This is a genomic window from Tsukamurella paurometabola (assembly GCF_900631615.1).
Taxonomy (GTDB): domain Bacteria; phylum Actinomycetota; class Actinomycetes; order Mycobacteriales; family Mycobacteriaceae; genus Tsukamurella; species Tsukamurella paurometabola_A.
Window position 1 is genome coordinate 2342668 of record NZ_LR131273.1, and the last position, 26352, is coordinate 2369019.

At 73.0% G+C, this 26352-nt stretch carries 26 protein-coding genes; 12 read left to right on the forward strand and 14 right to left on the reverse strand.

Annotation, left to right across the window (positions count from 1 at the left end; translation table 11 throughout):
• Positions 1–49 precede the first annotated feature (49 nt).
• Complete coding sequence (locus tag ELY19_RS11590; RefSeq protein ID WP_126196335.1) at positions 50–877, forward strand: SAM-dependent methyltransferase; 828 nt, start codon at positions 50–52, stop codon at positions 875–877.
• Between the two features lie 11 nt (positions 878–888).
• Here ELY19_RS11590 and ELY19_RS11595 read toward each other — a convergent pair whose 3' ends face one another.
• From ELY19_RS11595 to ELY19_RS11625, 7 genes are all read right to left on the reverse strand, one after another.
• The gene (locus ELY19_RS11595) at positions 889–1644 is read right to left on the reverse strand and encodes an anti-sigma factor (protein WP_126196336.1); all 756 of its coding nucleotides are present in this window, start codon (positions 1642–1644) and stop codon (positions 889–891) included.
• Entirely contained in the window at positions 1641–2207 is a 567-nt protein-coding gene (gene sigK / locus ELY19_RS11600) for an ECF RNA polymerase sigma factor SigK (RefSeq protein WP_126196337.1), read from the reverse strand. Before sigK ends, ELY19_RS11595 begins: the two co-directional genes overlap by 4 nt.
• An 80-nt stretch (positions 2208–2287) precedes the next feature.
• A complete protein-coding gene (locus tag ELY19_RS11605) occupies positions 2288–2884 on the reverse strand; it encodes a lipocalin family protein (protein ID WP_126196338.1) in 597 nt (198 codons plus the stop codon).
• Positions 2881–3672 (reverse strand): DUF1295 domain-containing protein, encoded by a 792-nt coding sequence (locus ELY19_RS11610; RefSeq protein ID WP_126196339.1) that lies wholly within the window; start codon positions 3670–3672, stop codon positions 2881–2883. Before ELY19_RS11610 ends, ELY19_RS11605 begins: the two co-directional genes overlap by 4 nt.
• Complete coding sequence (locus ELY19_RS11615; protein WP_197716019.1) at positions 3669–4955, reverse strand: class I SAM-dependent methyltransferase; 1287 nt, start codon at positions 4953–4955, stop codon at positions 3669–3671. The genes ELY19_RS11610 and ELY19_RS11615 overlap by 4 nt, the downstream gene beginning before the upstream one ends.
• A complete protein-coding gene (locus ELY19_RS11620) occupies positions 4952–5674 on the reverse strand; it encodes a DUF1365 domain-containing protein (protein WP_126198806.1) in 723 nt (240 codons plus the stop codon). The genes ELY19_RS11615 and ELY19_RS11620 overlap by 4 nt, the downstream gene beginning before the upstream one ends.
• A gap of 14 nt (positions 5675–5688) precedes the next feature.
• On the reverse strand, positions 5689–6951 hold the full coding sequence (locus tag ELY19_RS11625; RefSeq protein ID WP_126196340.1) for an NAD(P)/FAD-dependent oxidoreductase: 1263 nt from the start codon (positions 6949–6951) through the stop codon (positions 5689–5691).
• Positions 6952–7046: 95 nt separating this feature from the next.
• Between ELY19_RS11625 and ELY19_RS11630 the strand changes: the two genes are divergently transcribed.
• Positions 7047–8393, forward strand: a complete 1347-nt coding sequence (locus ELY19_RS11630) for a TIGR01777 family oxidoreductase (protein ID WP_126196341.1) — start codon at positions 7047–7049, stop codon at positions 8391–8393.
• A 37-nt stretch (positions 8394–8430) separates the two neighbouring features.
• Positions 8431–8970, forward strand: a complete 540-nt coding sequence (locus ELY19_RS11635) for a DUF4334 domain-containing protein (protein WP_126196342.1) — start codon at positions 8431–8433, stop codon at positions 8968–8970.
• A gap of 16 nt (positions 8971–8986) precedes the next feature.
• Here the strand turns inward: ELY19_RS11635 and ELY19_RS11640 are convergent, their stop codons facing one another.
• Complete coding sequence (locus ELY19_RS11640) at positions 8987–10495, reverse strand: glutamate-cysteine ligase family protein (protein WP_126196343.1); 1509 nt, start codon at positions 10493–10495, stop codon at positions 8987–8989.
• Positions 10496–10701: 206 nt separating this feature from the next.
• On the opposite strand from ELY19_RS11640, the gene ELY19_RS11645 reads away from it, so the two are divergent.
• The gene (locus tag ELY19_RS11645) at positions 10702–11403 is read left to right on the forward strand and encodes a hypothetical protein (protein WP_126196344.1); all 702 of its coding nucleotides are present in this window, start codon (positions 10702–10704) and stop codon (positions 11401–11403) included.
• A gap of 2 nt (positions 11404–11405) precedes the next feature.
• Here the strand turns inward: ELY19_RS11645 and ELY19_RS11650 are convergent, their stop codons facing one another.
• Both ELY19_RS11650 and ELY19_RS11655 read right to left on the reverse strand, forming a co-directional pair.
• The gene (locus ELY19_RS11650; RefSeq protein WP_126196345.1) at positions 11406–11786 is read right to left on the reverse strand and encodes a sterol carrier family protein; all 381 of its coding nucleotides are present in this window, start codon (positions 11784–11786) and stop codon (positions 11406–11408) included.
• Complete coding sequence (locus ELY19_RS11655) at positions 11786–12319, reverse strand: frataxin family protein (RefSeq protein WP_126196346.1); 534 nt, start codon at positions 12317–12319, stop codon at positions 11786–11788. The genes ELY19_RS11650 and ELY19_RS11655 overlap by 1 nt, the downstream gene beginning before the upstream one ends.
• Positions 12320–12450: 131 nt before the next feature.
• Here ELY19_RS11655 and purF point away from each other — a divergent pair, with 131 nt between their 5' ends.
• Both purF and purM read left to right on the forward strand, forming a co-directional pair.
• Positions 12451–14016: an amidophosphoribosyltransferase gene (gene purF, locus ELY19_RS11660; RefSeq protein WP_126196347.1), complete on the forward strand. Its 1566-nt coding sequence runs from the start codon at positions 12451–12453 to the stop codon at positions 14014–14016.
• Between the two features lie 98 nt (positions 14017–14114).
• Entirely contained in the window at positions 14115–15191 is a 1077-nt protein-coding gene (purM, locus tag ELY19_RS11665; RefSeq protein ID WP_126196348.1) for a phosphoribosylformylglycinamidine cyclo-ligase, read from the forward strand.
• A 72-nt stretch (positions 15192–15263) separates the two neighbouring features.
• Here purM and ELY19_RS11670 read toward each other — a convergent pair whose 3' ends face one another.
• The 3 genes from ELY19_RS11670 to ygfZ form a co-directional block, all read right to left on the reverse strand.
• The gene (locus ELY19_RS11670; protein ID WP_126196349.1) at positions 15264–15464 is read right to left on the reverse strand and encodes a DUF3073 domain-containing protein; all 201 of its coding nucleotides are present in this window, start codon (positions 15462–15464) and stop codon (positions 15264–15266) included.
• Between the two features lie 135 nt (positions 15465–15599).
• Positions 15600–16238 carry an MOSC domain-containing protein gene (locus ELY19_RS11675; RefSeq protein WP_126196350.1) on the reverse strand — a complete coding sequence of 213 codons (639 nt, stop codon included), beginning with the start codon at positions 16236–16238 and terminating at the stop codon, positions 15600–15602.
• Positions 16235–17251 (reverse strand): CAF17-like 4Fe-4S cluster assembly/insertion protein YgfZ, encoded by a 1017-nt coding sequence (ygfZ, locus tag ELY19_RS11680; protein WP_126198807.1) that lies wholly within the window; start codon positions 17249–17251, stop codon positions 16235–16237. The genes ELY19_RS11675 and ygfZ overlap by 4 nt, the downstream gene beginning before the upstream one ends.
• Before the next feature lie 92 nt (positions 17252–17343).
• Between ygfZ and ELY19_RS11685 the strand changes: the two genes are divergently transcribed.
• Entirely contained in the window at positions 17344–18207 is an 864-nt protein-coding gene (locus tag ELY19_RS11685; RefSeq protein ID WP_126196351.1) for an aminodeoxychorismate lyase, read from the forward strand.
• A gap of 60 nt (positions 18208–18267) precedes the next feature.
• Complete coding sequence (locus ELY19_RS11690; RefSeq protein ID WP_126196352.1) at positions 18268–19638, forward strand: amino acid permease; 1371 nt, start codon at positions 18268–18270, stop codon at positions 19636–19638.
• Positions 19639–19666: 28 nt separating this feature from the next.
• On the opposite strand, the gene ELY19_RS11695 is transcribed toward ELY19_RS11690, so the two are convergent.
• Positions 19667–20317: a chymotrypsin family serine protease gene (locus ELY19_RS11695; RefSeq protein ID WP_126196353.1), complete on the reverse strand. Its 651-nt coding sequence runs from the start codon at positions 20315–20317 to the stop codon at positions 19667–19669.
• Positions 20318–20646: 329 nt separating this feature from the next.
• On the opposite strand from ELY19_RS11695, the gene ELY19_RS11700 reads away from it, so the two are divergent.
• From ELY19_RS11700 to cydC, 4 genes are read left to right on the forward strand one after another with little or no spacing between them, the layout of a single operon-like run.
• A complete protein-coding gene (locus tag ELY19_RS11700; RefSeq protein ID WP_126196354.1) occupies positions 20647–22143 on the forward strand; it encodes a cytochrome ubiquinol oxidase subunit I in 1497 nt (498 codons plus the stop codon).
• Between the two features lie 9 nt (positions 22144–22152).
• The gene (gene cydB, locus ELY19_RS11705; RefSeq protein ID WP_126196355.1) at positions 22153–23187 is read left to right on the forward strand and encodes a cytochrome d ubiquinol oxidase subunit II; all 1035 of its coding nucleotides are present in this window, start codon (positions 22153–22155) and stop codon (positions 23185–23187) included.
• Entirely contained in the window at positions 23180–24784 is a 1605-nt protein-coding gene (gene cydD, locus ELY19_RS11710; RefSeq protein ID WP_227966768.1) for a thiol reductant ABC exporter subunit CydD, read from the forward strand. The genes cydB and cydD overlap by 8 nt, the downstream gene beginning before the upstream one ends.
• A complete protein-coding gene (cydC, locus tag ELY19_RS11715; RefSeq protein WP_227966769.1) occupies positions 24777–26342 on the forward strand; it encodes a thiol reductant ABC exporter subunit CydC in 1566 nt (521 codons plus the stop codon). The genes cydD and cydC overlap by 8 nt, the downstream gene beginning before the upstream one ends.
• Positions 26343–26352 lie beyond the last annotated feature (10 nt).

A 26352-nucleotide genomic window follows, 5' to 3' on the forward strand; every position in this document is an offset into this window, starting at 1 on the left:
TTCCGCCAGTCTACGCGGAACGGGAGGTTCGATTAGATTCGACGTTGCAATGACGAACCCTGACTCGGCCGGCGTGCCGTCGACCTCCCCGCTGGACATGGACCGGCCCAACGGATCACGGCTGTACGACTACTTCCTCGGCGGCACCAGCTACCTCCCCGTCGACCGCGACGCCGGCGAGGAGATCGCCCGCGAGGCGCCGCACTGGGCGCTCGGCGCGCGCCTCACCCGGACCTTCGCGAGGCGCGCGGTGCAGACCATGGCGAACACGGGCATCGACCAGTTCCTCGACCTCGGATCGGGCATCACCGCCGGTGGCACGGTGCACCAGCTCGCGCAGATCGTCCACCCGTCGGCCCGCACCGTCTTCGTCCTCCGGGAGCCGATCGCCTTCGAACTCGCGCGCCAGCTCGTCGGCGACGATCCCCGCGCGGCGGCCCTCAAACTCGACGTCCGGAACGTCGGTGCGGTGCTCGAGCACCCCGTGACCCGCGGCCTTCTGGACTTCGACCGGCCCGTCGGGTTGCTCGCCGTCGGCACCTTCGTCTTCGTCGGGGACGAGGACGACCCCGGCGGCCTGCTGCGCCGGTACCGGTCGGCGCTGGCGCCGGGCAGCATGATCGCGCTGTCGCAGGTCTCCGACGATTCCACGCACCCCGAGATCGCGGCCGAGCTGCACTGGGTGCGACGGCGGTACGAGCACACCTCGACCCCGCTGCACCTGCGCCCGCGCGCCGAGATCCTCTCGTGGTTCGACGGCACCGAGATCCTCGAGCCCGGCCTCGTGCGGTACGGCCGGTGGCGCCCGGAGTTCCCCCTCACCGAGGCGCAACTGCGCTGCGACTACGGCTACGTCGGCGTCGGCAGGGTCGGCTGACCCCTCCCGGGTCAGCGCGGCGCGATCGGCAGGGTCGTCACGATCCGGTCCGACGGGGTCGCCGCACCGCCGGGGCGCTCGATCGAGATCCCGAAGGACTCCGCGCCGTCGATCGACGTGACCGCGGCCGTCGTCGTCGGCCGCACGTCGGCCTGTGTCATCGTGCCGCGCGAGCGGGCGCCGCCGCCCGGATCCATCAGCCACATCTGGTACACGGTGCCGTCCTGCGGCGGCGGCACGTCGTTCATCAGGACCACGCCCGCGTTGCGTTCGCGCGAGTAGATGAACGAGATGGTCGCGTCGCCGACGCGCGCCTGCGCGGTCCGGGCGTCGGGAGCCGCCAGCACGATCTCGGTCTCCGACGGTGCCGGACCCTCCCGCCCGGCGAGGACGGAGCGCCCGAGGACGACGCCGGCCGCGAGGGCGACCACCACGACCGCGGCCGCGGCGGCCGCGCGCAGCGCCGTGCGCGACGGTCGGGTGCGCCGGCGGATCGGCGTGACGCCGGGATCGTCGACGACGTGCGCCAGGACCCGGTCGAAGACCTCCGCGGGCGGCTCGACCCCGTGCTGGGCGGCCTGAGCCGCCATGGTCTCGCGCACCGCGTCGACCCGGGCGTCGAACTCGGCGCGCACATCGGCGGCCGCCGCCCCGCGCACCGCCTCGACGGTCGCGCGTTCCTCGGGGGCGAGGGCGTGGATGGCGTAGACCTCGGCGTCGTCGAGGAGTGCGTCGCCGTTGCCGGTCCCCGCGGGTGCGTCGCTCATGACGGGACCCCGAGCGGTTCGAGGCAGCGGCGCAGCCGCGCGATGCCGTCGCGGATGCGGCTCTTGACCGTGGCGAGCGGGGCGTCGAGGCGCTCCGAGACCTCGCGGTAGGTGTGTCCCCCGTAGTAGGCGAGGGTGAGGGCGTCGCGCTGCGGCGTGCTCAGGGTGTCGAGGCAGTCGACCACGGCGCCCGAGTCCGCACGCTGCTCGCTCGTCTCCGCGACCACGTCGTGGGGCCGCTGGTAGCTCGCGTGGGCGAAGCTGTTCTCGCGCTCGCCGCGGGACCGCTCGGAGCGCACCCGGTCGACGGAGCGGCGGTGCGCGATGGTCACCAGCCAGGACTCGGCCGAGCCGCGGGCCGCATCGAACTCGGTGGCCTTGCGCCACGCCTCGAGGTACACCTCCTGGGTGATCTCCTCGCCGTAGCCGCGGTCCCCGATGACCCGCAGGGCCGTACCGAAGACCAGTCGGCCGGTGCGCTCGTACAGCTCGCGGAAGGCGCCCACATCGCCTGCGGCGGTGCGGACGAGCAGGTCGTCGGCCTCGGTTCGCGCACGTGTCATCCGCGTGCCTCCTTCGTCCCGCGGTACGTTACCGGTTCCCGGCACCACGGACCGGCTACGGAGCGCGGGACGGGGCGCCGTCAGGGGAGCGCACACAGTGGCGCGATCCGCTCGAGTCCGCCGGTGGTGGGTGTGCTGAGGATCGTGCAGGGGTGGTAGCCGAGGCGCTCCGCCGTGGCCCGGAGCTGCGCCCACCGGGCGGCGGGCACCGCCGGCGTCCGGGACAGCACGAAGGCGCTGCGTCGCGCCGGATCGCCGACGAACGCCCAGGAGTAGTCCGGTGCCAGCGCCGCGACCACGTAGTTGGGCGGGCCGTCGAGGCCGTCCTGGGTCGGCACGCCGGGGAAGGAGACGTGGAGCTGCGCCGTGGTGCGGGGGTCGGTGACGCGGGCGTTGCCCCGGATCGACGAGGTCGCCCCGGTCCAGGTGGTGCACGTGTTGTGGACGGAGACGTTGGTCGCGTCGAGGACGCGGTACGTCGCCGTGGTGTCGCGCGCGCACTGGACGCTGAACGGCGCGGGCATCGCGGCGAGCTGGTGCCAGGTGCCGACGTAGCGCGCGACGTCGACCTTCGTGACCGGGCCGAGGGGTGCCGCGGCGGCGGGTGCCGCGGTGGCGCCCGCGGCGACGAGGGCGGTGGCGCAGGCGAGGGCGGTGGAGCGGGCGGTGCGGATCATCGGTTCTCTCCTCGGGGAGGTCGGGGGACGAAGAAGGACGTGCGGGCGGCGTACGCGTCCCATCCGGGACGGTCGTGCATGAACCGCTCCAGCAGCCGGGCGCCGGTGGCGTACACCAGGAAGTAGGTCATGAGGACGGGGGAGAGCACGGTGAGCACACCCGGCCACGCGCTCGCCGCGATCAGCCAGATCCCCCACCACGTGCAGGCGTCGCCGAAGTAGTTGGGGTGCCGGGTCCACGCCCACAGGCCGCGGTCCATGATCCGCCCGCGGTGCGCGGGATCCGCCTTGAAGGTCCGCAACTGGTGATCGCCGACGGCCTCGAAGCCGATCCCGGCCAGGGCGAGGACGAGACCCGCCACCAGGACGGCGGTCCACGGCCCCGTGGTCGGCCCGGCGGTGCCCGAGACCTGCACGGGGAGCGCGACGAACCACTGGGCCGCGCCCTGGACGGCGAAGACCTTGCGGATCACCGTCGCTGTGCCGCCGCCCGCCCGGTCGAGCATGTCCGTGTAGCGCGGATCCTCGCCCTTGCCCGCGGATTTCACCCACATGTGCCACGACAGGCGCAGGCCCCAGACCGAGACGAGCGCGGCCACGAGGAGAGCGCGGCCACGGTCGCCGCCGCCCAGTGCCACCGCGATCCAGGCGACGGCGACGATGCCCGCGCCCCACGCGACGTCGACCACGTTGTACCGGCCGATCCGGCGGCCGACGAGGAAGGTGATCGCCTGGACGACGGCGAGGGCCGCGATCGAGGCGACGGTCACCATCGGGAATCCGCTCATCGGAGCACCTCCGGTGTGAGCACGATCTGCTGCACGTCGAGGTACCCCGACCGGAACCCGGCCTCGCTGTAGGCGAGGTAGAACTCCCACAGCCGCCGGAACTCCGGATCGTCCGCGGGCGGCGGCAGGTTGTCCGGGGCGGCGAGGAAGCGCTCGCGCCACAGGCGCAGCGTCTGCGCGTAGTGCGTGCCGAACCGGTGCCGGGAGCGGACGGTGAGGCCCGCCGTCCGGGCGGCCGCGGCGATCGCCTCGGTGGACGGGAGCATCCCGCCGGGGAAGACGTACTTCTGGATCCACGTGTACGTGCGCAGCGTGGCGAGCATCCGGTCGTGCGGCATCGTGATGGCCTGCAGCGCGATCCGGCCGCGCGGCGCGACGAGCCGCGCCAGCGTCGCGAAGTACTCGCCCCAGTGCGCGGCGCCGACGGCCTCGATCATCTCGACGGACACCACGGCGTCGTACACGCCGTCGACGCGGCGGTAGTCGAGCAGGTCGATCCGCACCCGGTCGGACAGCCCGGCCGCCGTGACCCGTTCCAGCGCGAGGGCGCGCTGCTCCGTCGACAGCGTCACCGAGCGCACGACGGCGCCTCGCGCCGCCGCGCGCAGACAGAGCTCGCCCCACCCGGTCCCGATCTCGAGCAGGCGGGTGCCGGGGCCGACACCGGCGGCGTCGAGGAGTCGGTCGATCTTGGCGTGCTGCGCACCCTCCAGTGCCTCCCAGCGGGGTTCGCCGGCGGCGCCGGCGCGGGTCACGCCGGGCTCGCCGTCCGCGATCTCGGCGGGGGAGAACAGCGCGCTCGAATAGGTGAGCGTCGGGTCGAGGAACCGCGCGAACAGCTCGTTCGACAGGTCGTAGTGGTGGGAGACGTTGTCCCGCGCGTGATCGGGCGTGCCGACCTCGGTGTCGGGCCGGGTCGTGGCGGCGAGCCCCCGCAGGATCTGCAGCCACGGCGGCACCAGCTCGGGCATCCGCGTGGCCAGCGCGGTGAGCGCCGCGACCAGGTCCGGGGAGTCCCACTCCCCGGCGACGTAGGACTCGCCGAAGCCGATGAGCCGGGCGGTACCGATCCTGCGGTGCACGGCATCGGGGGCGCGCAGGACGATCGCCGGGCCAGCGGCGACCGGGGCGGCCGCGGTCGTGAGGACGACACCGCTGCGCGCCGCGGCCCGGACGAGCAGGGCGCGCGCCGCGCGGCCGAGGACGCGGGCGCGGAGCCCGGTGGGGACGGGAACGCCGAGGTGGCCGGTGCGGGAACTGTGGGGTGCGAGGTCGACGGTCACGGGTGCGCTTTCTGGTCGGTGGAGTCGGAGCGGGGGACGAGCGGCAGGCCGGAGGCCCACAGGCGGATGCCGTGCCGGCGGATCCGGGCGGCGACGACGAGTGGTGCGAGCGGGGCACGCAACTGCGCCAGCAGGATCCGCCCCGGCGTGGCGGTCCTGCGGGTGCCGCGCCACTGGGCGGTGAAGGGGGCGCGGCCCGGTCGCTCGAGCACCACGTCGATGGAGAGCTCGCCGTCCGGCTCGGGCATCCGGAGCCGGTACACGCCGTCCACGGGGTGGAACGGGGAGACGTAGAAGGCCTTCGCCACCGACGCGCCGGACTGTGCCTCGGGCCCCAGCACGTACGCGTGGCGGCCGCTGTAGGTGTTGTGCACCTCGGCGACGATCACCCGTACGTCACCGGTCGCGTCGTGACACCAGAACACCGTCAGCGGGTCGAACACGTAGCCCAGGCAGCGTGCGTTCAGGAGCGCCGTGATCGCCCCGCCCGGGGCCTCGGTGCCGTGTTCGCGGAGGGTCCGCTCCACCCGGCCGCGGAGGGTGTCGGCACCGTCGGCGACGGGGGACAGGTGGTCGGCGGCCCGGAACGACACCAGCGGGCGCAACCACCGGGGAACCCGCGGCGGGGCGTCGACATCGATGAACCAGCTCGCGCTCCGGTGGCGGAAGCCGTACTCGACGGGCGAGCGCCGCAGGTGCCCGATCTCGGTGTCGTACATGGCGGGCGACCGGGTCACGGCGCACCCCCGGCGACGCGGCGGGCGGCGCGCAGCCCCGAGGCCGCCCCGTCCTCGTGGAACCCCCAGCCGTGGTACGCGCCGGCGAAAGCGAGCCCCGGACCGGAGATCCCGTCCAGACGCTCGGCCGCGGCGACCGATTCGACCGTGAACGCGGGGTGCTCGTAGGGCAGCTCGGCGAGGACGCGCGCGGGGTCGACGAGGCCCTCGCCGCCGAGGGTCACCAGGGCGGTCTCGCCGCCCCGCGGCAACCCCATGAGGCGGGTCACGTCGTAGGTGACGCAGACCCGGCTGCCGTCGCTCGTGGCGAGGTAGTTCCACGAACCGCGGGCGTTCCCAGTGCGCGGCAACAGCGACGTGTCGGTATGCAGCAGTGCGGGATTCGGTGTGTAGGCGATGGCGCCCAGGAGCGCGCGCTCCAGGGGCGTCGGCGCGTCCAGGAGCGCGAGCGCCTGGTGCGGGTGGACGGCGACGACGGCACCGTCGAACTCCTCCGCGGTACCGGTGTCGTCGACGATCCGCACGCCCCGCCCCGTACGGACGAGAGCGCGGACACCGGTGCCGGCCCGCACGTCGGCGATGCCCGCCGCGACCGCCTCGACGTACCGCGCGGACCCGCCGACGACGGTGCGCCACTGCAGCGAGTGCCCGACCGAGAGCATGCCGTGGTTCGCGAGGAACCGGAACAGGTACCGGGCCGGATAGGCGTCCACGCCGTCGGGCGGGCACGACCACACCGCCGCGACGAGCGGGCGGAGGAAGCCCTCCACCAGTCGATCGCCGAAGCCCTCGCGCCGGACGAACTCGCCGAGCGGGACGTCGGGCGCACCGTCGTCCAGGTGCCGCCGCGCGCGCCGGTGGAAGCGCGGCACCTCGGCGAGCAGCCGCAGGTGGCCGGCGTCGGTGAGGTGCCGCCGCGTCGGCACGAGGCCGCGGATCCCCTTGCCGCCGGCGAACTCGACGCCGCGCACGTCGTCGCGGATCGACATGCTCATCTCGGCATCGCGGGTCGCGACCCCGAGCTCCTCGAACAGGCGGCACAGGACGGGATAGGTGCGGTCGTTGTGCACGAGGAACGCCGAGTCCACCCGCACCGGGGTCTCCCACCCGAGATCGACCGTGTGCGTGTGCGCGTGGCCGCCGAGACGGGTGTCGCGCTCGTACAGGGTGACCCGTGCCGTCCGGCTCAGCTCGTGCGCCGCCACCAGCCCACTGACCCCGCTGCCGATCACGGCGAAACGTCTGTTCGCGTCGTTCATGCCCCTCATTCGGAGCCGCGGCGCCCCCGGATGGGATCGCGGGCGGAGAGATTTCCCACGGTGTGCTCGCGGGGGCCCGGGGCTAGCGTGGGGCCATGGGAATTCACGGATCCGCCGTCATCGACGCCCCCATCGACCAGGTCTTCGAGTGGTTCTCGCGGCCCGGGGCGTTCGCCCGGCTGCAGGCACCCTGGCTGCCGATGCGGCTCCGCTCGCAGGCCACGTCGCTCGCGGACGGCGTGACGGTGATCGACCTGCCCGGGGGACTGCGCTGGCGCGCCGCGCACGATCCGGAGGGATACGTCCCGGGGCGGAGATTCGTCGACGAGGTCACGGCGGACGGCGTCCGGACGCTGCCCGCCGGCCTGTTCCCGTGGCGGCACGTGCACGGCTTCGAACCCGTCGGCGCCGACCGGACCCGGGTGACGGACGAGGTGCAGACACCCGTTCCCGAGCGCCTGCTCTCCGAGGTCATCGCCTTCCGGTACCGGCGCCTCGCCGGGGACCTGGCGGCGCACCGTCGGGCCGCCGACGCGGGCCTGGCACCGTCCACGGTGGCGGTCACCGGCGCGTCCGGCCTCGTCGGGACCGATCTCGCGGCGTTCCTCGGTACCGGTGGGCACCGAGTGCTCCGGCTGGTCCGCGGCGAGCCGCAGTCGCCCGACGAACGCCGTTGGGACCCCGCCGCGCCGGACCCCGCCGCCCTGGAGGGCGTGGACGCCGTCATCCACCTCGCCGGCGCGAGCATCGCCGGCCGGTTCACCGCGGCGCACAAGGAGCGCATCGCGGCGAGCCGGATCGAGCCGACGCGGCTGCTGGCCCGCGCCGCCGCGCAGGCGGGGGTGCCGGTGTTCGTCAGCGCGTCCGCCGTGGGCTGGTACGGGCGCGACCGCGGCGACGAGATCCTCACCGAGCAGTCGGCGGCCCCCACAGAGCCCGACTTCCTCGCCGACGTGGTGCGCCGCTGGGAGGACGCCGCGCACGACGGGGCGGGCGACGGGACCCGCGTGGTCACCGTGCGTACGGGAATCGTCCAGGCGCCGCAGGGCGGGACCCTCGAGCTGCTGCTGCCGCTGTTCCGTGCGGGTCTCGGCGGCAGGCTCGGCGACGGCCGCCAGTGGCAGCCGTGGGTGAGCATCGACGACCTCGTCGACGTCTACCACCGCGCCCTGTGGGACACCGGCCTGTCGGGGGCCGTCAACGCGGTCGCGCCGGGCGTGGTCCGCAACGCGGCGTACACCCGTGCCCTCGGCCGGGCCGTGCACCGGCCCACGCTGCTCCCCGTCCCCGCCTTCGGGCCCGCGCTCCTCCTGGGCAGGGAGGGCGCCGACGACCTCGCCTTCGCCTCCCAGCGGGTACGCCCCGCCGAGCTGGAGCGGCGCGGCCACGCCTTCCGCTACCCGGGCGTGGACGATGCGCTCGCGCACCTGCTCGGCGGGTGAGCGTACCGTCGGAACGAGGAGCGGACGAGGAGGACCGATGAGCCCGAACCCCGGATCGCCCGCGGCGGAACTGGACCGGCTGCAGGCCGCGGGCACCGCCACCGAGGCCTTCGCGCTCTACGACGCACTGCCCGCCGTGCAGGTGGCCGACATCCTCGGCGACTGGCGCGGTGAGGGCCTGGACACCGGCCACCCCATGGACGGCCTCCTCGAGCTCTACGGCTGGCACGGCAAGCGCTTCGCCTCCGCGAACGACGTGCAGCCGCTCGTCTTCGACGGCCCGCGCGGCCCGTTCCCGGTGAACCCCGCCGCCATGCCGCTCGGGGCGTCGATGCGGCTGCCACGCGGACTGCTCACCGCGACCGCGCCGCTGGCCCGCCGCGGACTGCGCCTGGTGCGCACGACGAAACCCCGTGCGCGGCTGCGGATGATGGAGCACCGCGGCGTCGTCACCGCCACGATGAGCTACGACGCGCTGCCCATCAACGATCACTTCCGGCGCGTCGACGGGGCCACTCTGCTGGGCGTCATGGACCTGCGCGACGTGCCGCCGTTCTTCTTCGTGCTGCGCCGCTGACCGCTGCGCGGCGCGCTCACGCCTCCCAGGTGTGCACGGGGTTCCCCTCGTGCATGAGCTGGACGTAGTCGGCGAGCATGCCGCGCAGGGCCTGCTCACGGGACTCGCCCGCGGCCTCGCGGTTCGCGACGGCCTGCCGCTGCCACGACGAGCCGGTCTGCCGCTGGATGCAGCGCCCCTCGAGCACCTGCATGTACCGTTCGCGCGACTTCGAACCGACGCCGTACGCCTTGAGGCCCGCGTCCATGAGCGGCAGCAGACGTCGCAGCACCAGTTCGTCGGGGCGGATCCAGCCGACGTTCGGCCAGTACAGGCCGGCATCGAAGGCGTCGCGGGCGCCGGAGTGCAGGTTCTCGGTCGCCGCGTCGAAGCTCATCTGGGTCCAGATGGGGCGGTCGGCTTCGACCAGCGAGCGGACCACACCGTAGTAGAACGCGGCGTTCGCCATCGTGTCCACCACCGTCGGGCCCGCGGGCAGCACCCGGTTCTCCACCCGCAGGTGCGCGTGCCCGTCGACCACGTCGTACACGGGGCGGTTCCAGCGGTAGACGGTGCCGTTGTGCATGCGCAGCTCGGGCAACTCGGGGGATTCGCCGCGGGAGACCACCTCGAGCGGATCGACGTCGCTGCACACCGGCAGCAGCGCCGGGAAGTAGCGGGTGTTCTCCTCGAACAGGTCGAAGGTGGACGTGATCCACCGCTCGCCGAACCAGACCCGCGGCCGCACACCCTGATTGCGCAGCTCGATGGGCCGGGTATCGGTGGCCTGCTCGAACAGTGGGATGCGGGTCTCGTGCCACAGCGCCTTGCCGGCGAGGAAGGGCGAGTTCGCCGCGATCGCCACCTGCACGCCCGCGATGGCCTGCGCCGCGTTCCAGTGCGCCGCGAAGTCCTCGGGAGCCACCCGCAGGTGCAACTGCAGCGAGGTGCACGCCGCCTCGGGGAGGATCGTGTCCGAGGTGATGTCGAGGCGCTCCCCGACGACCGCGCCGGGCAGCGGGGCCCCCTCGATGTCGATCTCGATGTCCTCGCCCCGCGCGGCGAAGACCTGCTCGTTGAGCAGGTCGTAGCGCGGGTTCGCGGAGAACCACTGCTTGCCGAAGTGCTCCTCCTCGAGTGTCGGCAGCATGCCGATCATGACCAGGTTCGATCCCGCCGCGCGGGCGCGCTCGTCGGCCCGGTTCAGCGACTCCCGGAGGGAGTCCTCGAGGTTCTCCGTGCTCTGGTCGACGAACGGCCGCGGCGCGACGTTGATCTCGATGTTGAACTGGCCGAGCTCGGTCTGGAAGTCGGGGTCGGCGATGGCGTCGAGCGCCTCCGCGTTCGCCATGGCCGGCTGCATCTCGTCGTCGACGAGGTTCAGCTCCACCTCCATGCCGAGCAGCGGCTCCGGCGGCGCGCCGTCGTCGGTGAACAGGCCCTCGGCCAGCATGCGGGCGATCGCGTCCGTCCCGCGCTGGACCTGGCGGCGGAACCGCATGCGGTCCTCGCGCGTGAACACCCTGGCATCGACATCGGCACCCATGGGTCGCAGCTTTGCAGAAGCGGCGCGGGGCGCGGGGGCGAATCGAGTCATCGGGACGGCGTACGGTGCTCCCCGCCGCCACGCCGGGCGCCGCCGTGGACGGCGTGCGATGTGTGCCGTTACGTCCCGGTCGTCGGGAGTTCACCGGCCAGTACATGCGATGAACTATCCTCGACATCGATCACGACCAGCGATAGGAGACCCTCATGCGCGCCGTCCGCCGCACCGCCCTGGCCCTCGCCGCCGCTTCCGCCGTCGCCGCTCCGGCGGCGGTCGCGACCGCCGCACCCGCGAAGCCGACGACGCCGCCCGCGCAGCTGCTTCTCGCGCAGGGCGAGTTCCCGGCCGGCTACCAGGTGGAGAAGGTGACCCCGAAGGACATCTCCGAGATCACCACGGCCGTCGGCGACGGGCTGGCCGGCGCCCGGGTCACCCCGGCGCACTGCGCTCCCGCCCTCGATCGGGGCGCGCTCAACCGCGCGGCCGGCATGCCGATCGTGGTGGCGGTGAACGAGGCGAAGCGGGCTTCCCTGTCGGAGACGCTGTCGACGACCGGCACCCTGGAGAACGCGCTGCGCATCCCCGCCGGCTGCGAGAACATCCGCATCGAGATGACCCCCAAGCCCGGTTCGTCCGACCGCGTGGTGATGAACGCGACGTCCACGCCGATCGCGCTGCCGGGAGCCCCCAAGAGCGCGCGCGCCGTGCTCACCCGGGCCACGGGCACCGCCACCGTCGACGGCGAGACGTCGCGTTTCGTGCAGGAGCAGATCATCGGCGGCGAGGAGGTCCGCGGCTACACGGTGCTCCTGGTCTCGACCGCGGTGAGCGAGAACGCGCGGGCCGACCGCGCCGGGTTCACCCAGGCGCTCACCGCGGCGACGAACAAGGTGCGCACCGCGAAGTAGGGCTACAGCCGCAGGATCGGCAGGAAGCGGGCGATCTCACCCGCGCGGGAGCCGCTGGCCGTCAGGTCGGCGGCTTCCGTCGCTTCGTCGACGCTCAGCAGGCCCGTCGCGAGCCGCAACCACACGCGCGGCGCGCATTCCACGACGTTCGGCGGCGTCCCCCGGGTGTGCCGCGGGCCCTCGATGCACTGCACCGCGACGAACGGCGGCACCCGCACCTCGACGGACCCGCCCGGCGCGTCCTGCGCCAGGGTGCGGGCCGTCGACCGGACGGCGGCGGCGACCGCGGCGCGCGGGGGAGCGGGTGCGTCGTCGTCGGTGATCCACTCGCGGACCGCCAGCACGGAAGCCCGCATCTCCGCGGGATCGATCGTCTTCGCCATCACTGAGCTCCCTTCCTGCGGACCTCGAACGTCGTGCAGCCCGGGTAGGTGACGGACCCGGCCAGGAGTGTCGTCGCCGAGTCGATCGGCCCCGTCACCCGCAGCCCCACCATCTCGTAGTTCCCCGGCCGGTTCACCCACGCGAGCGGAGTCAGCACGAGGTCCGCACCGTCGAGCGACATCGTGATCGTGTACGCGCCGCTCGGCACCCCGGGGTTGCCGGGCGTCGCGCTGAAGTCGAACCGGGACGGGCCGGACGCGGGGTCGGCGAGCGTCAACGAGAGCGCGGTCGCGCCCTGGTTGCAGACGTAGGTGCCGGTCCAGATGCCGGCGAGGCGAGCCGGGTTCGGCGCAGCGTTCGACGGTGCTTCGAGGGGCGTCTCCGGCCCGGGCGAGAATGTGGGGGCACCGGTCGTCGCCTGGCCCGCCACCGGGGTTCCCGCCACCGTCGTCGCGCAGCCCGGAACCCCGCCGCCGACGATGACCAGCGCCGCGAGGAACCCCGTCGTCCTCCGTATCGATGATCGGTCCACGCGTCTTCCCCTCCCAGCAGCGGGCCCGCGCCCCCGTCGCTCCGGGAAGAAACCTACTCGGCGATTCGTTTCCGCTGGCGGATCGGTCCTACAATCGGTTCAGGCCACGCCCCCAGCCCCAGGAGTCAGCCGTGCAGCAGCTTCCGCTCAGCGTCGTCAACACCAGCGCCCCGCTCGATGACGGCGAGGAGCAGGAGCCCAGGGAGGAGTGCGGCGTCTTCGGCGTCTGGGCGACGGGCGAGGATGTCGCCAAACTCACCTACTACGGCCTCTACGCCCTGCAGCACCGCGGCCAGGAGGCCGCCGGCATCGCCGTCGGCGACGGGCAGCAGGTGCTGGTCTTCAAGGACCTCGGGCTGGTCAGCCAGGTCTTCGACGAGCAGACGCTGAGCTCGATGCCCGGCCACGTCGCGATCGGGCACTGCCGCTACTCGACCACCGGCTCCACCACCTGGGAGAACAGCCAGCCGATCTTCCGCACCACCAGCGCGGGGAACGGCGTCGCGCTCGGCCACAACGGCAACCTGGTCAACACCGCCGAGCTCGCCGAGCGCGCCGTCGAGCTCGGGGTCGCGGGCGGCCGCCCCAGCAAGGCCGCGACCTCCGACTCCGACGTCCTCACGGCGCTGCTCGCGCACGCCGCCGCGGACCGCACCCTGGAGCAGGCGGCGATGGAGCTGCTGCCCACGGTGAAGGGCGCCTTCTGCCTGACCTTCATGGACGAGCACACGCTGTACGCGGCGCGCGACCCGCACGGCGTGCGACCGCTGTCGCTGGGCCGGCTGGACCGCGGCTGGGTCGTCGCCTCCGAGACCGCCGCGTTCGACATCGTCGGCGCCTCCTTCGTCCGCGACATCGAGCCGGGCGAGCTGCTGGCGATCGACGAGGACGGCGTGCGTTCCACGCGATTCGCCGAGCCCACCCCCAAGACCTGCATCTTCGAGTACGTCTACCTGGCCCGCCCGGATTCGGTGATCCACGGCCGGTCGGTGCACTCGACCCGCGTCGACATCGGTCGCCGCCTCGCCCGCGAGCACCCCGCCGACGGCGACCTCGTGATCCCCGTGCCCGAGTCGGGCACCCCCGCGGCCGTCGGCTACGCCCAGGAATCGGGCATCCCGTACGGCCAGGGCCTGATGAAGAACGCCTACGTCGGCCGCACCTTCATCCAGCCCAGCCAGACCATCCGCCAGCTGGGCATCCGGCTCAAGCTGAATCCGCTGCGCGAGGTGATCCGCGGCAAGCGACTCGTCGTGGTCGACGATTCGATCGTCCGCGGCAACACGCAGCGTGCCCTCATCCGGATGCTCCGCGAGGCCGGCGCCGCCGAGATCCACGTCCGCATCGCGTCGTCGCCGGTCAAGTGGCCGTGCTTCTACGGCATCGATTTCGCGTCGCCGGCCGAGCTCATCGCCAACGGCGGCGGCGCCGACTCGGTGGAGGCGATGGTCGAGTCGGTCCGCGCCGCGATCGGCGCCGACTCCCTGGGCTACATCTCGCTCGAGGAGATGACGGCCGCCACCGAGCACGCCGGCGAGTCCATGTGCCGGGCCTGCTTCGACGGGGTGTACCCCATCCCGCTGCCCGAGTCGACGTCGATGGGCAAGGCCGTCCTGGAGAACATGCTCAAGGCGGGCACGGAGGGCGACCCGCTGCAGGCCGACAACGACAACGCGTCCGCGCTGCGTCGTCCCTGACCCCGGTCCCGTCGCGGGCGCCGGCGGGGTCCGCCCGGGCGCGAGCCGTCCGGTCCGGCGGAGGCCCAGGGCCTCGCGGTCCGGTAGCCTATGCATCCGTGACGGATTCCAACACCCACCCGCCGCAGGGTGCCTCGTACGCCGCTGCCGGAGTCGACATCGAGGCCGGTGACCGGGCCGTCGAACTGTTCAAGCCGCACGCCAAGCGCGCCACCCGCCCCGAGGTCCTCGGCGGACTGGGCGGCTTCGCCGGCCTGTTCGCGCTGAAGAAGTACCGTGAGCCCGTGCTCGCCGCGTCGACCGACGGCGTCGGCACCAAGATCGCCGTCGCCCAGGCCCTCGGCAAGCACGACACCGTGGGCATCGACCTCGTCGCGATGGTGGTCGACGACCTCGTCGTGACCGGCGCCGAGCCCCTGTTCCTGCAGGACTACATCGCCGTCGGCAAGGTGGTCCCCGAGACCGTCGCCGAGCTGGTCGGCGGCATCGCCGAGGGCTGCGTCCGCGCCGGTTGCGCGCTGCTGGGCGGCGAGACCGCCGAGCATCCCGGCCTCATGGCCGAGGGCGAGTACGACCTCTCCGCGACGGGTGTCGGCGTCGTCGAGGCCGACGAGGTGCTCGGCCCGGACAATGTGCGCGCCGGCGACGTCGTGATCGCCATGAAGAGCTCCGGCCTGCACAGCAACGGCTACAGCCTGGCCCGCAAGGTGCTGCTCGACTGGGGGCACATGGACCTGGGCGGCTACGTCGAGGAGTTCGGCCGCACGCTCGGCGAGGAACTGCTCGAGCCCACCGCCATCTACGCCCTCGACTGCCTGCGGCTGGCGCAGGAGACGCAGGTGCGCACCTTCTGCCACGTCACCGGGGGCGGGCTGGCCGCCAACCTGGGGCGCGTGATCCCGGACGGACTCGTCGCCGAGCTGGACCGCAACACGTGGAGCCCGTCGGCCGTGTTCGCCCTGATCGCCCAGCGCGGGCGCGTGGAGCAGGGCGAGATGGAGAAGACCTTCAACATGGGCGTCGGCATGGTCGCGATCGTCGCGCCCGAGGACGTGGACCGCGCACTCGCCGTGCTCACGGCACGCCACATCGACAGCTGGGTGCTGGGGACCATCAAGAAGGCCGACGGGGCCTCCGCCGGAGCTGTGCTCAGCGGTTCGCACCCGAAGTTCTAGGAACGCCGTAGGCACCGTGACCCGGGGGTCACGGTGCCCAACGGCGGGTACGAACGGGGAGGTACGGCCGCGTCAGGCGCGGCGCCACTCATCCTCGCGGTACGGGTCACCCGCGATGTCGCTCCACTCGGGGTGCGAGGCGAGAGCATCGGCCTCGTCGTTCCCGCCACCCGCCAGCTCGTCCTGCAGCCTTTTCAGGTCAGTGCTGGGCGAGCTGTACTTGAGCTCGCGTGCAACCTTCGTCTGCTTCGCCTTTGCCCGGCCGCGGCCCATGGGGGACCCCCTTGCGCAATGAAGGGGCGGCCAGCTACCGGATTGCCCGGCGGGTGGCGGCCCCTTTCTCCGTTTACTAATTCTTCCTGGTGCCCAGTTTAGCGTGCTCCCGCCGATGGTGCTGCCGCCCGGGTGTCAGTCGGCGCGTTTGAGGGCCCTCGTCGCGTCCCGTTCGACCTTCGGCAGCAGGTCATCGGCACTGAGGAGGGCGCGCAACCGGTCGGGCCGCGTCGCGCGGAAGAGGTCGCGGACCGTCGCGCCGTGCTCCGGTACGTGCAGGGCGACGACCGCATCCCCGGCCGCCACGGGCCCCGGAGCGACGACGCGGAAGTAGGCGCCGGAGTCGCCGCGCGCCATGAACCGCGCCAGCCAGTCCTCCTCGCCCGACCACAACGCGAAGGTGCGGCACGGGGTGCGCGGGATGGTCGCCTCGAGCTCGAGTGTCGCGCCCACGCGCAGTCGCGTCCCCACCACGAGGTCGGTGGTGTCCCCGTCGAGCCGCAGGTTCTCGCCGAACCAGCCCGCGGGCAGTTCGCGGCCGAGCTCGTCGGCCCAGCGGCGCGCCTCGTGCTCGGAGTACGCGTACACGGCCTGCTCCGCGCCGCCGTGGTGGCGGGTGTCGCACACGTGGTCGGTGAGCGGGCCGAGCGGACCCACGTCGACGGGGCCGTCGGCGGGCCGCTTGTCGATGGCGGTGCGCTGATCGGGCTTGCGCGGGTCGAGCCGCCGCTCCTCGGCGACGACGCACACCGCGAGGACCCGCCCGGCCGTCATCGGCCGCGCAACCGGTCGACGGCGGACCGTCCGGCCTGCTCGCCGGCGTCCGTGGCGGGCGTGACGTCCGTGTCGATCGCGGCGGCCGCGCCGCCGGCGTCGAGCTTCGCGTCGTCGGGGACGGACCGTTTGACCAGCGCGAGCGCGATGGGCCCGTAGTCGGCGTGCTCGACGACGGTGCCGAGCCGCCCGACGGTGCGGCCGTCCAGCGTGACGGGGTCGCCCGTCGCGGGCCGCGCGTCGGCGGAGCCGTCGAGGTGCAGCAGCACCAGGCGGCGCGGCGGCCGGCCCAGGTTCTGCACCCGCGCGACCGTCTCCTGCCCGCGGTAGCAGCCCTTGTCGAGGTGCACCGCGGTGGCGATCCAGTCCACCTCGTGCGGGATGGTCCGCTCGTCGGTGTCGATCCCCTGCCGCGCGCGGGCGGCGGCGACCCGTCGGGCCTCGTAGGCCCAGGTGCCCGCGGGGCGTGCGCCCGCGGCGACGAGGGCGTCGAAGTCCGCGCGCAGGCGCTCGCGCGGCACGATGAGGTTCACCTCGCCCGGTTCGCTGCGGCGGACCCCCTCGACCTGCGCGGCGACGGTCCCGGCGTCCGGCCCGATCACGGTGAGCACCGCGAGGTCGTCGCGGGCCTGCACCTGCACGTCGGAGCGGAAGACCATGCGCTGGAGGTAGGTCGCCAGGTCCGGGCTGAGCGGCGCCTCCTTCGGGGCGAGCGCGGCGGGCTCGGTGTCGAGGTACGTCGTGCCGTCCACGTCGATGAGGTGGAAGTGGTCGAGGACCCGCCCGCTGCCGTCGAGATTGAGGTTCTGCGTGGCGGTCCGGTCCGGCAGGTGCGTCAGGTGCTGGCTGGTGATCGAGTGCAACCAGGACAGGCGCTCGGGGCCGGTCAGGGTGATGACGCGGCGGTGCGAGCGGTCGACCACCGCCGCGCTGCGCTCGGCCGCCCGTTGCTCGCCGAAAGGATCCCCGAAGTGCCAGGTCACACCGGTATCCGGCGTGCCCTCCGGGTTCATGATGCCGGACGTGGAATGTTCTTCAGTCGACACTCCCCGAGCTTACCCCGCTGGCCGCGCGGCCCTCTCCGGCGTCGAATACTGTTTCCGCCATGGCTTCCGTGGTGGTCACTCTGGACGGTTCCGTGCGCGCTCCCGACGCGCCCCTGCTGTACGCCGACGACCTCGGCGCGGTCCGCGGCGACGGCTGCTTCGAGACCGTGCTGGTCCGTGACGGCGCGCCGCTGAAGGGGCGGGCGCATCTCGATCGGTTGGCCCGGTCGGCCGCAGCCCTCGGTCTCCCCGCACCGAACGACGGCGCCTGGTGGGCGGCGATGCAGCGCGCCGCGATGCTGTACGGCGAAGAGGCGGGCGGCGCCGAGGGGGCGTTGCGGCTCGTCTACACCCGGGGGCGCGAGTCCGATCCCGGCACGCCCACCGCCTACGTCACCGTGTCGCCGTTGCCCGAGCGGGCGAGGCGTGCCCGCACCGAGGGCGTCTCGGCCATCACTCTCAACCGTGGCTACTCGACGGGGCTCGGTACCGACGCGCCGTGGCTCCTCCTCGGCGCCAAGACGCTGTCCTACGCCGTGAACATGGCGGCCGCGCGGTACGCGCAGGAGCAGGGGGCCGACGACGTGATCTTCACCTCCAGTGAGGGCCGTGTGCTGGAGGCGCCGCGTGCGACGGTCGTGATCGCCCGCGGCCGCACCCTCGTCACCCCGCCGGCGGAGCAGGGCATCCTGCCCGGCACCACGGCGCGCGCCCTGTTCGACGCCGCGGAGGACAAGGGCGTCGCGACCGCCGTCGAGCCCCTCTTCCCGGTGGACCTGGTCATGAACGACGGGGTGTGGCTGGTCTCGTCGATCACCCTGTGTGCCCGGGTGCACACGCTGGACGGGCGCCCCCTGCCCGATGCGCCGATGGACGGGACGGTCCGTTCCCTGATCGACGCGGGGATCGAGAACACCCCGTAGCGCTTTCGGACAATCCCGGCACGGCGTGCGGACGGGCCCCGACGGGCATAGCGTCGCGGGATGAGTACGCGGACGGACACCGGCCCCGAGGGCGATCAGCTGGACACCAGCCTCAAACCCCGGCACATCACGATGATCTCGATCGCCGGTGTCATCGGTGCGGGCCTGTTCGTGGGCTCGGCGAACGCGATCAAACTCGCGGGCCCCGCGGTGTTGATCTCGTACGGCCTCGCCGGGCTCCTGGTGATCCTCGTGATGCGGATGCTCGGCGAGATGGCGACGGCCCACCCCGACACCGGTTCCTTCTCCACGTACGCGGAGAAGGCGCTCGGCCGCTGGGCGGGCTGCAGCATCGGGTGGCTGTACTGGCTGTTCTGGGTGCTGGTGATTCCGGTCGAGGCGACCGCCGCGGCGGTGATCCTGGCGAAGACGGTGGGCGGACCGCAGTGGTCGTGGGCGCTGCTCGTGGTGGTGCTGCTCACCGTGACCAACCTGTTCTCCGTGGGCAACTACGGCGAGTTCGAGTTCTGGTTCGCGCTCATCAAGGTGCTGGCGATCGCCGCGTTCCTGGTGCTGGGCGCGCTCGCGATCTTCGGCCTGCTGCCGGGCTCCGGCGTCTCGGGCGTGCATCACCTGTGGGACACGGGCGGCTTCATGCCGAACGGCGCCGGTGCCGTGATCGCGGCGATGCTCACCACGATGTTCACGTTCATGGGCTCGGAGATCGTGACGATCGCCGCCGCCGAGTCGCCGGAGCCGGCCAAGGGCATCACCAAGGCCGTGAACTCCGTGGTCTGGCGGATCTGCCTGTTCTACCTGGGCTCGATCTTCGTGGTGGTGGCGCTGGTCCCGTGGAACACGCTCGACTCGGCGACGGGGTCGTACCAGGCGGTGCTCCAGGGCATGAACATCCCGGCCGCCGCGGGGATCATGGACGTGGTGGTCCTCGTGGCCGTCGCGTCGTGCCTCAACAGCGCGCTCTACACGGCCTCGCGGATGCTGTACTCGCTCGCGAGCCGGGGCGATGCGCCCCGCGCCGCCGGGCGGACCACCACGCGGGGCGTGCCCGCCGTCGCCGTCCTCGCGTCGATGATCCTCGGCTTCCTCGCGGTGATCGGCAACTACGTCCTGCCCGAGAAGCTGTTCGGTTACCTCCTGGCGACGACGGGCGCGGTGGCGCTCTTCGTCTACCTGGTGATCGCGGTCAGCCAGATCGCCCTGCGGCGCCGCGCGACGGAACGCTCGCCGCTGCAGATGTGGTTCTTCCCGTGGGCGACGTACGCGGTGATCGCGTTCATCGTCTTCGTGATCGTCGCGATGATCGTCGACCCGAGCCAGCGCAGCGCCGTGGGCCTGTCGACGGCGCTGGCGGTGATCGTGGTCGCCGCCAGCGTGGTGCACCAGAAGCGGGTCGACGGCCGCGTGGCGTGACCGGCGACCGGCCGCGCGGCGGCCGGTGCTACCGGACGAGGATCGACAGGTCGTACCCGAGGCGCCGGGCCTTCGCCTGGGCGTCGGAGACGGGCTGGATCTGCGTGGTGCCCTCGCCGTGCGAGATCACGAGGCCCACGAGCCGGTAGTCCGGAGCGCCCCAGGCGCCGGATCCGCTGTCGCCCGGGACGGACTCGATCCCGCGGACGTCGGTGAACGACGCGTTCGCCGTCGCGGCGGCTCCGCACCGCGTCGTCCGGTCGCCGCCGCCGCTGATGCACACCGTGTCGCCGACGGCGGCGTCGCCGGCCGAGGTCCACCAGTGTCGGAGCGTGATGTCGGTGCCGCGGTGGAGGCGGATGATGGTGATGCCGTACTTCCCGAACTCGCAGGCTCCGCCCTCACCCTGGCACTCGTCGTAGCCGGCGACCACGGTGCCGATCTCGATGCCGTGCGCCGCCACCGGCGAGTCCGTGTGGTCGGAGCAGTGTCCGGCGGTGACGATGTACAGGCCGCCGGACGAGTCGGTCGCGAAGTAGCCGATCGAGCAGCTGCCGGCGTCGGTGTCGATCGTGTCGCCCGGGGCGAGGGTCCGTTCCGCGTGCGCGACGACCGGGAGTGCCGTCAGGACGGACAGGGTCGTGACGAGGGCGGCGAGCAGCGTGCGGAGCGGGTTCACGAACGTCCTCTCGGTGGGGGCGCACGGGTCTGCGCCGATCCGAATGCTCGCGGACGGTGCCATCGTGATTCTTGGCGCGCGGTAAAGGCGCCGCCCGGACCCGCGGTCCCGCCGGGATCCGCCGGTCCGAGTCGTCGCCGATCGGGTGCAGCGGGCCGACCTCGGGCCTACGGTGGACACGACGGGTTGGTCCACGGCCCACGACGTGTGCTGTGTCTCACCACTTGGGATCGACGGCGATCTCTACTACCATCGGTAGTAATTACTACTGAACGTAGTAGGAGGGTCGGCGACGGCGCCGACCCGACCCCTCGGCCCAGGGAGCACGCATGACCGCGTTGGACATAGCTCGGTGGCAGTTCGGCATGACCACGGTGATGCACTTCATCCTGGTCCCGCTGACCATCGGCCTCGCGCCGATGGTCGCCACGATGCAGACCATCTGGCTGGTGACCGGGAAGCAGGCCTGGCTCAAGGCCACCAACTTCTTCGGCAAGCTCTTCCTCATCAACTTCGCACTGGGCGTCGCCACCGGCATCGTCCAGGAGTTCCAGTTCGGCATGGCGTGGAGCGAGTACAGCAAGTTCGTCGGCGACGTCTTCGGGGCGCCGCTCGCCCTCGAGGGGCTCGTCGCCTTCTTCATGGAGTCGACGTTCCTCGGCCTGTGGATCTTCGGTTGGACCCGGCTGCCGAAACTCGTTCACCTGGGCTGTATCTGGCTGGTCGCGCTCGGCGTGAACGCGTCCGCGTTCTTCATCATCGCCGCGAACTCGTGGATGCAGCATCCCGTGGGCGCCACCTTCAACCCGGAGAAGAACCGGGCCGAGCTCACGAGCATCTGGGAGGTGCTCACCAACTCGACGACCCTCGCCGCGTTCCCGCACACCGTCTTCGGTGCGTGGCTCACCGCCGGTACCTTCGTGGCCGCGATCGGCGGCTGGTGGATGGTGCGCGGCATGCGCAAGGGCGACCCGGACGCGATCGAGCTGGCGCAGTCGATGCGCCCGGTGACCCGCTTCGGTCTCGGCGTCATGATCGTCTCGGCCGTCGGCCTCGGCATCACCGGTGACGCGCAGGCCAAGCTCATGTTCGAGCAGCAGCCCATGAAAATGGCCTCCGCGGAATCGCTCTGCCACACCGAGACCGGTGCCAGCTTCTCGCTGCTCACCATCGGCACGCACAACAACTGCGAGTCGGTGACGCACGTGCTGCAGGTGCCGTACGTGACCTCCTTCCTCGCCAACGGCGATCCCAACTCGACCCTCAAGGGCGTCACCGAGCTGCAGGCCGAGGCCGTGGAGAAGTTCGGTCCCGGCGACTACCGGCCCAACCTCTTCGTCTCGTACTGGGCCTTCCGCGCCATGATGGGCTGGTCGGTCGGCTCGGGCGTGCTCGCGCTCGCCGGCCTGTGGGTCACGCGCCGGGGCCGCGTCCCGAACCAGAAGTGGTTCAGCCGGATCTGCCTCATCGCGCTGCCCACGCCCTTCCTCGCCAACACCTCCGGCTGGGTGTTCACGGAGATGGGCCGCCAGCCCTGGGTGGTGGCGCCCAACCCGAACGGCGACTCGGCGATCCGGCTCACCGTCGGGCAGGCCGTCTCCGGTCACTCGGCGACGATGATGGCCTTCTCGATCGTGACCTTCGCGGCGGTCTACGGCACGCTCTACCTGCTGTGGTTCTTCCTGCTGCGGCGGTACGTCATCAAGGGGCCGAATCTGCACAGCCCGCTCGACCCGCCGCACGACGACCCGCCGACCGGCGACGCGCCGGAGGGCGCGGAGCCGGGCCGGAAGGCACCGTCGGACCACCTGTCCTTCGCGTACTAGGAGGCCGTGATGACTCTGCCCGACTACTGGTTCCTCGCCATCGGCTTCCTGTTCACCGGCTACTTCGTGCTGGAGGGCTTCGACTTCGGTGTCGGCATGCTCATGCCGATCCTGGGCCGCAAGCGCTCCCACCCGGACGCCGAGGAGCGGCGCCGCGTGCTGCTCAACACGATCGGCCCCGTCTGGGACGGCAACGAGGTGTGGCTCATCACGGCGGGCGCCGCGATGTTCGCCGCCTTCCCCGTCTGGTACGCCGAGGTCTTCTCCGGCTTCTACCTCGTGCTCCTCGCGATCCTCGTGGGCCTCATCACCCGCGTCTGCGCCATCGAGTGGCGCGGCAAGATCGACGAACCGCGCTGGCGCGGTTGGGCGGACGTCGGGATCGGGCTCGGCTCCTGGATCCCCGCCTTCGCGTGGGGGCTGATCTTCGCGAACATCGTGCACGGCGTCGACCTCGACGAGAGCGGCGACATGACCAGCGAGGTGTGGGATCTGCTCAATCCCTACGGGCTGCTCGGCGGCATCGCGACCCTCGGCCTGTTCCTCCTGCACGGTGCGATCTTCGTGGCCCTCAAGTCCGACGGTGACGTGCGGATGGACGCCCGGACGCTCGCGGGCCGGATGTGGCTGCCCGTCACCGCGATCGGCGCCGTCTTCGCGGTGTGGACGCAGCTCGGGCACGGCGAGCCGTGGACGTGGGCGATGGTGGCGCTGGCCGCCGCGGGCCTCGTCGCGGCGGGCCCGCTGGTCCGCGTCGGGCGCGAGCTGGCGGCCTTCTTCGCGACCGCGGTGGCCGTGATCGGCGTGAGCGTGCTGCTGTTCGGTGCGCTGTTCCCCAACGTGCTGAACGCGACCGACCCGGCCCGCTCGATCACGATCGAGGCCGCCGCCTCCTCGCACTACACCCTGGTCGTGATGTCCTGGTGCCTGGTCGTGCTCCTGCCGCTGGTGATGGTCTACCAGGCCTGGACGTACTGGGTGTTCCGCAAGCGGATCTCCGTCGCCCAGATCCCGCCGTCGATCGGCCTGAGCCCTCGTGCCTGACACGCGGGCGCCGGTCGACCCGCGGTTGCTGCGGTACGCCCGCAGCTCGCGCGGGCTGATGGCCACCGTGATCGCCTGCGGCGTCGCGGAGACCGCCGCGGTGATCGTGCTCGCCTTCGCGCTCGCGACGGCGCTCGCGCGGCTCGTGACCGGGAACGCGGACGTGACCGCGCCGCTGGCACTCGCCGTCGGTGCGGTGGTGGCCCGGGTCGCGGTGAGCCACCTGCGCTCGCGCATCGAGCGTCGTGCGGCCGACCGCGTGGTCTCCGAACTGCGCGCCGCCGCGCTGGCGGCCGTCGGGCCGGGGCGGGCCCCCGTCGACCGCGAGGAGCTGCGAACCGCGCTCACCCGCGGCCTCGACGACCTGCCGCCGTATCTCACCGGGTACGTCCCCGCCCTCGCCCTGAGCGCCATCGCCACGCCGGTCCTGATCGTCGCGATGTTCCTCGCGGACTGGGTGTCCGGCGCGATCGCGCTCGGCACGCTGCCGCTGCTGCCGATCTTCATGGTGCTCATCGGCCTGCTCACCCGTGACCGCACGCGGCGCCGCCTGCAGGCGATGTCGCGGCTCTCGGCCCGGCTGCTGGACCTCGTCGCCGGCCTGCCCACGCTCCGGGCCCTCGGCCGCGAGCGCGGCCCCGAGCGCACGGTCCGTGAGCTCGGCGCGCGCAACGAGACCGAGACCATGGGCGCCCTCCGCATCGCCTTCCTCTCCTCCTTCGCGCTGGAACTGCTCGCCACGCTGTGCGTCGCGCTCGTCGCGGTGAGCATCGGCCTGCGCCTGGTCTACGGCGAGATGACACTGTTCGCAGGCGTTTTCGCGCTCATCCTCGCCCCGGAGGTGTACCGGCCGCTGCGCGCCGTCGGCGCGGGCTTCCACGCCGCCGAGCAGGGGATCGAGGCCACCGGTCGCGTCTTCGCCCTCCTCGACGCCCCCGCGACGGAGCCCTCGCGCGGCACGGCGCACCCCGGCGTGCTCGTCGCCCGCGACGTCACCGTCGACGGGCGGGACGGCGCGGCACCGTCGGGCTTCGACGGCGCCTTCGCCCCCGGACGGCTGACCGTGCTCACCGGGCCCAACGGCTCCGGCAAGTCCACGCTGCTCACCGTGCTCGCGGGGCTCACGGTGCCGGACGCCGGACGGGTCACCGTCGCCGGCGCGCCGCTGGCGGGCGGCCCCGACTGGTGGGCGCGCGTGGCCTGGTGCCCGCAGCACCCGTACCTCGAGCCGGGCACGCTCGAACACAACTTCACGATGCTGGGCGCCCCCGCACCGGGGACCGTGCCGGAGGTGCTCACCGCGACCGGGCTCGATGAGGTGGTCGCCGAGCGCGGCTGGGACCGGCCCGTCGGCACCGGCGGCGACGGGCTCTCGGCCGGGCAGCGGCAGCGTCTGGCGCTCGCCCGGACCCTCGCACTCGGGCGCGCGGTACTGCTCTTCGACGAGCCCACCGCGCATCTCGACGACGAGCTGGCCGCCCGCGTACTCACCGCCCTGCGTGCCCGCGCGGACGCCGGCGCGACCGTCGTGGTCGCGGCGCACGACCCGCAGGTCCTGGCCGCCGCCGACGAGGTGCTGGAGGTGGAGCGTGCGTGACCTGCTGATCTGCCTGCGCGCCATGCGGGCCCGGCCCCTCGCGGCGCTCGGTGCCGTGGGCGCGGGCGCGCTCACGGCGGGCAGCGCGCTCGCGCTCGCGGGGCTCTCGGCCTGGCTCATCACCAAGGCCTGGACCATGCCGCCCGTGCTGGCCCTGTCGCTGGCCGTGACGGCGGTGCGCGGGTTGGGCATCACCCGCGGGCTCATGCGGTACGTCGAGCGGCTCGCGAGTCACCGGGTCGCGCTGCGGGGACTCACCGAGCTGCGGGCGACGCTGTACCTGCGCCTCGCCGGCGCCGCGCCCGCGGAGTCGGTGCGCCTCTCCGACGGCGAGCTCCTCGCCAGGACCGGCGCCGACGTCGACGCGGTGGGCGATGCACTGGTACGCACCGTGATCCCGGCCGCGGTCGCGGCGACGACGTCGGCCGCGGCGACGGCCTGGATGTGGTTCCTCGATCCGCGCGCCGGGGCCGCGCTCGCGGGCTGCCTGCTTCTGGCGGGCCTCGTCGCGCCGTGGCTCACCGCCCGCGCCACCCGCGATCGTGCGGCCGCGGAGGCCGCGGGCAGCGAGGCCTTCGGCGCCGCCGCCTCCGCCGTCCTCGACCACGCCGGGGAGCTCGCCGTCGCGGGCCGCCTCGACGAGGTGCGCGGCCGTGCCGCTCGGGCCGAGGAGGCGCGACGGTCCGCCGTGGACCGCGCCGCCCGCACGGGCGCGCTCGCGGACGCCGCGGTCCCGCTCGCCATCGGTGTCGCGGTGATCGCCGCGCTGCTGGTCGCCGTCGCGCGGATCGATTCGGCGGCCGCGACCACCCTCGGGATCCTCATCCTGCTGCCGCTCAGTGCCTTCGAGGCCGTCTCCGTGCTTCCCGATGCGGCGCGGCAGTACGTGCGCTCCGCCGACGCCGCGGGCCGGATCGCCCCGCTGCTGACTCTGCCCGCGGTGTCCGCCGGCACGGTGCCGGTGGCCCCGCACCCGACGCTGAGGCTGGGTGCGCTGACGCTCGAGCCCGGCGACCGGCTCGTCCTGCGCGGCGCATCCGGCGCGGGTAAGACGACGCTCCTCCTGGCACTGGCCGGTCTCGACGACCGCGGCGGCGAGGTCCTGGTCGACGGGGTGCCCGCGCGCGCGTGTGCGGACCTGCCCGCGACCGTCGGCTTCTTCGGTGAAGCGGGTCACGTCTTCGCCACGACGGTGGCCGAGAACTGCCGCGTGGCGCGCGGCGACGCCACCGACGCCGAGATCGTCGCGGCCCTGCGCCGGGCGGGCCTGGGGGAGTGGGTGGACGGGCTCCCCGAGGGCGTCGACACCACGCTCGAGGACGGCGCCGAGTCGCTGTCGGGCGGCCAGCGCCGCCGGCTCCTCCTCGCCCGCGCCCTGCTCAGCCCCGTGCGCGTGGTGCTGCTCGACGAGCCGACCGAGCACCTGGACGATGCGGACGCGGCCCGTCTTCTCGCCGAGATCCTCGATCCGGACGGGCTGTTCCCCGGCCGCACCGTCGTCGTCGCGGGGCACGCCGCGCCGCCGCACGGCGTTCGACTTCACGATGTGGGGGTCTGAGCGGTAGGAG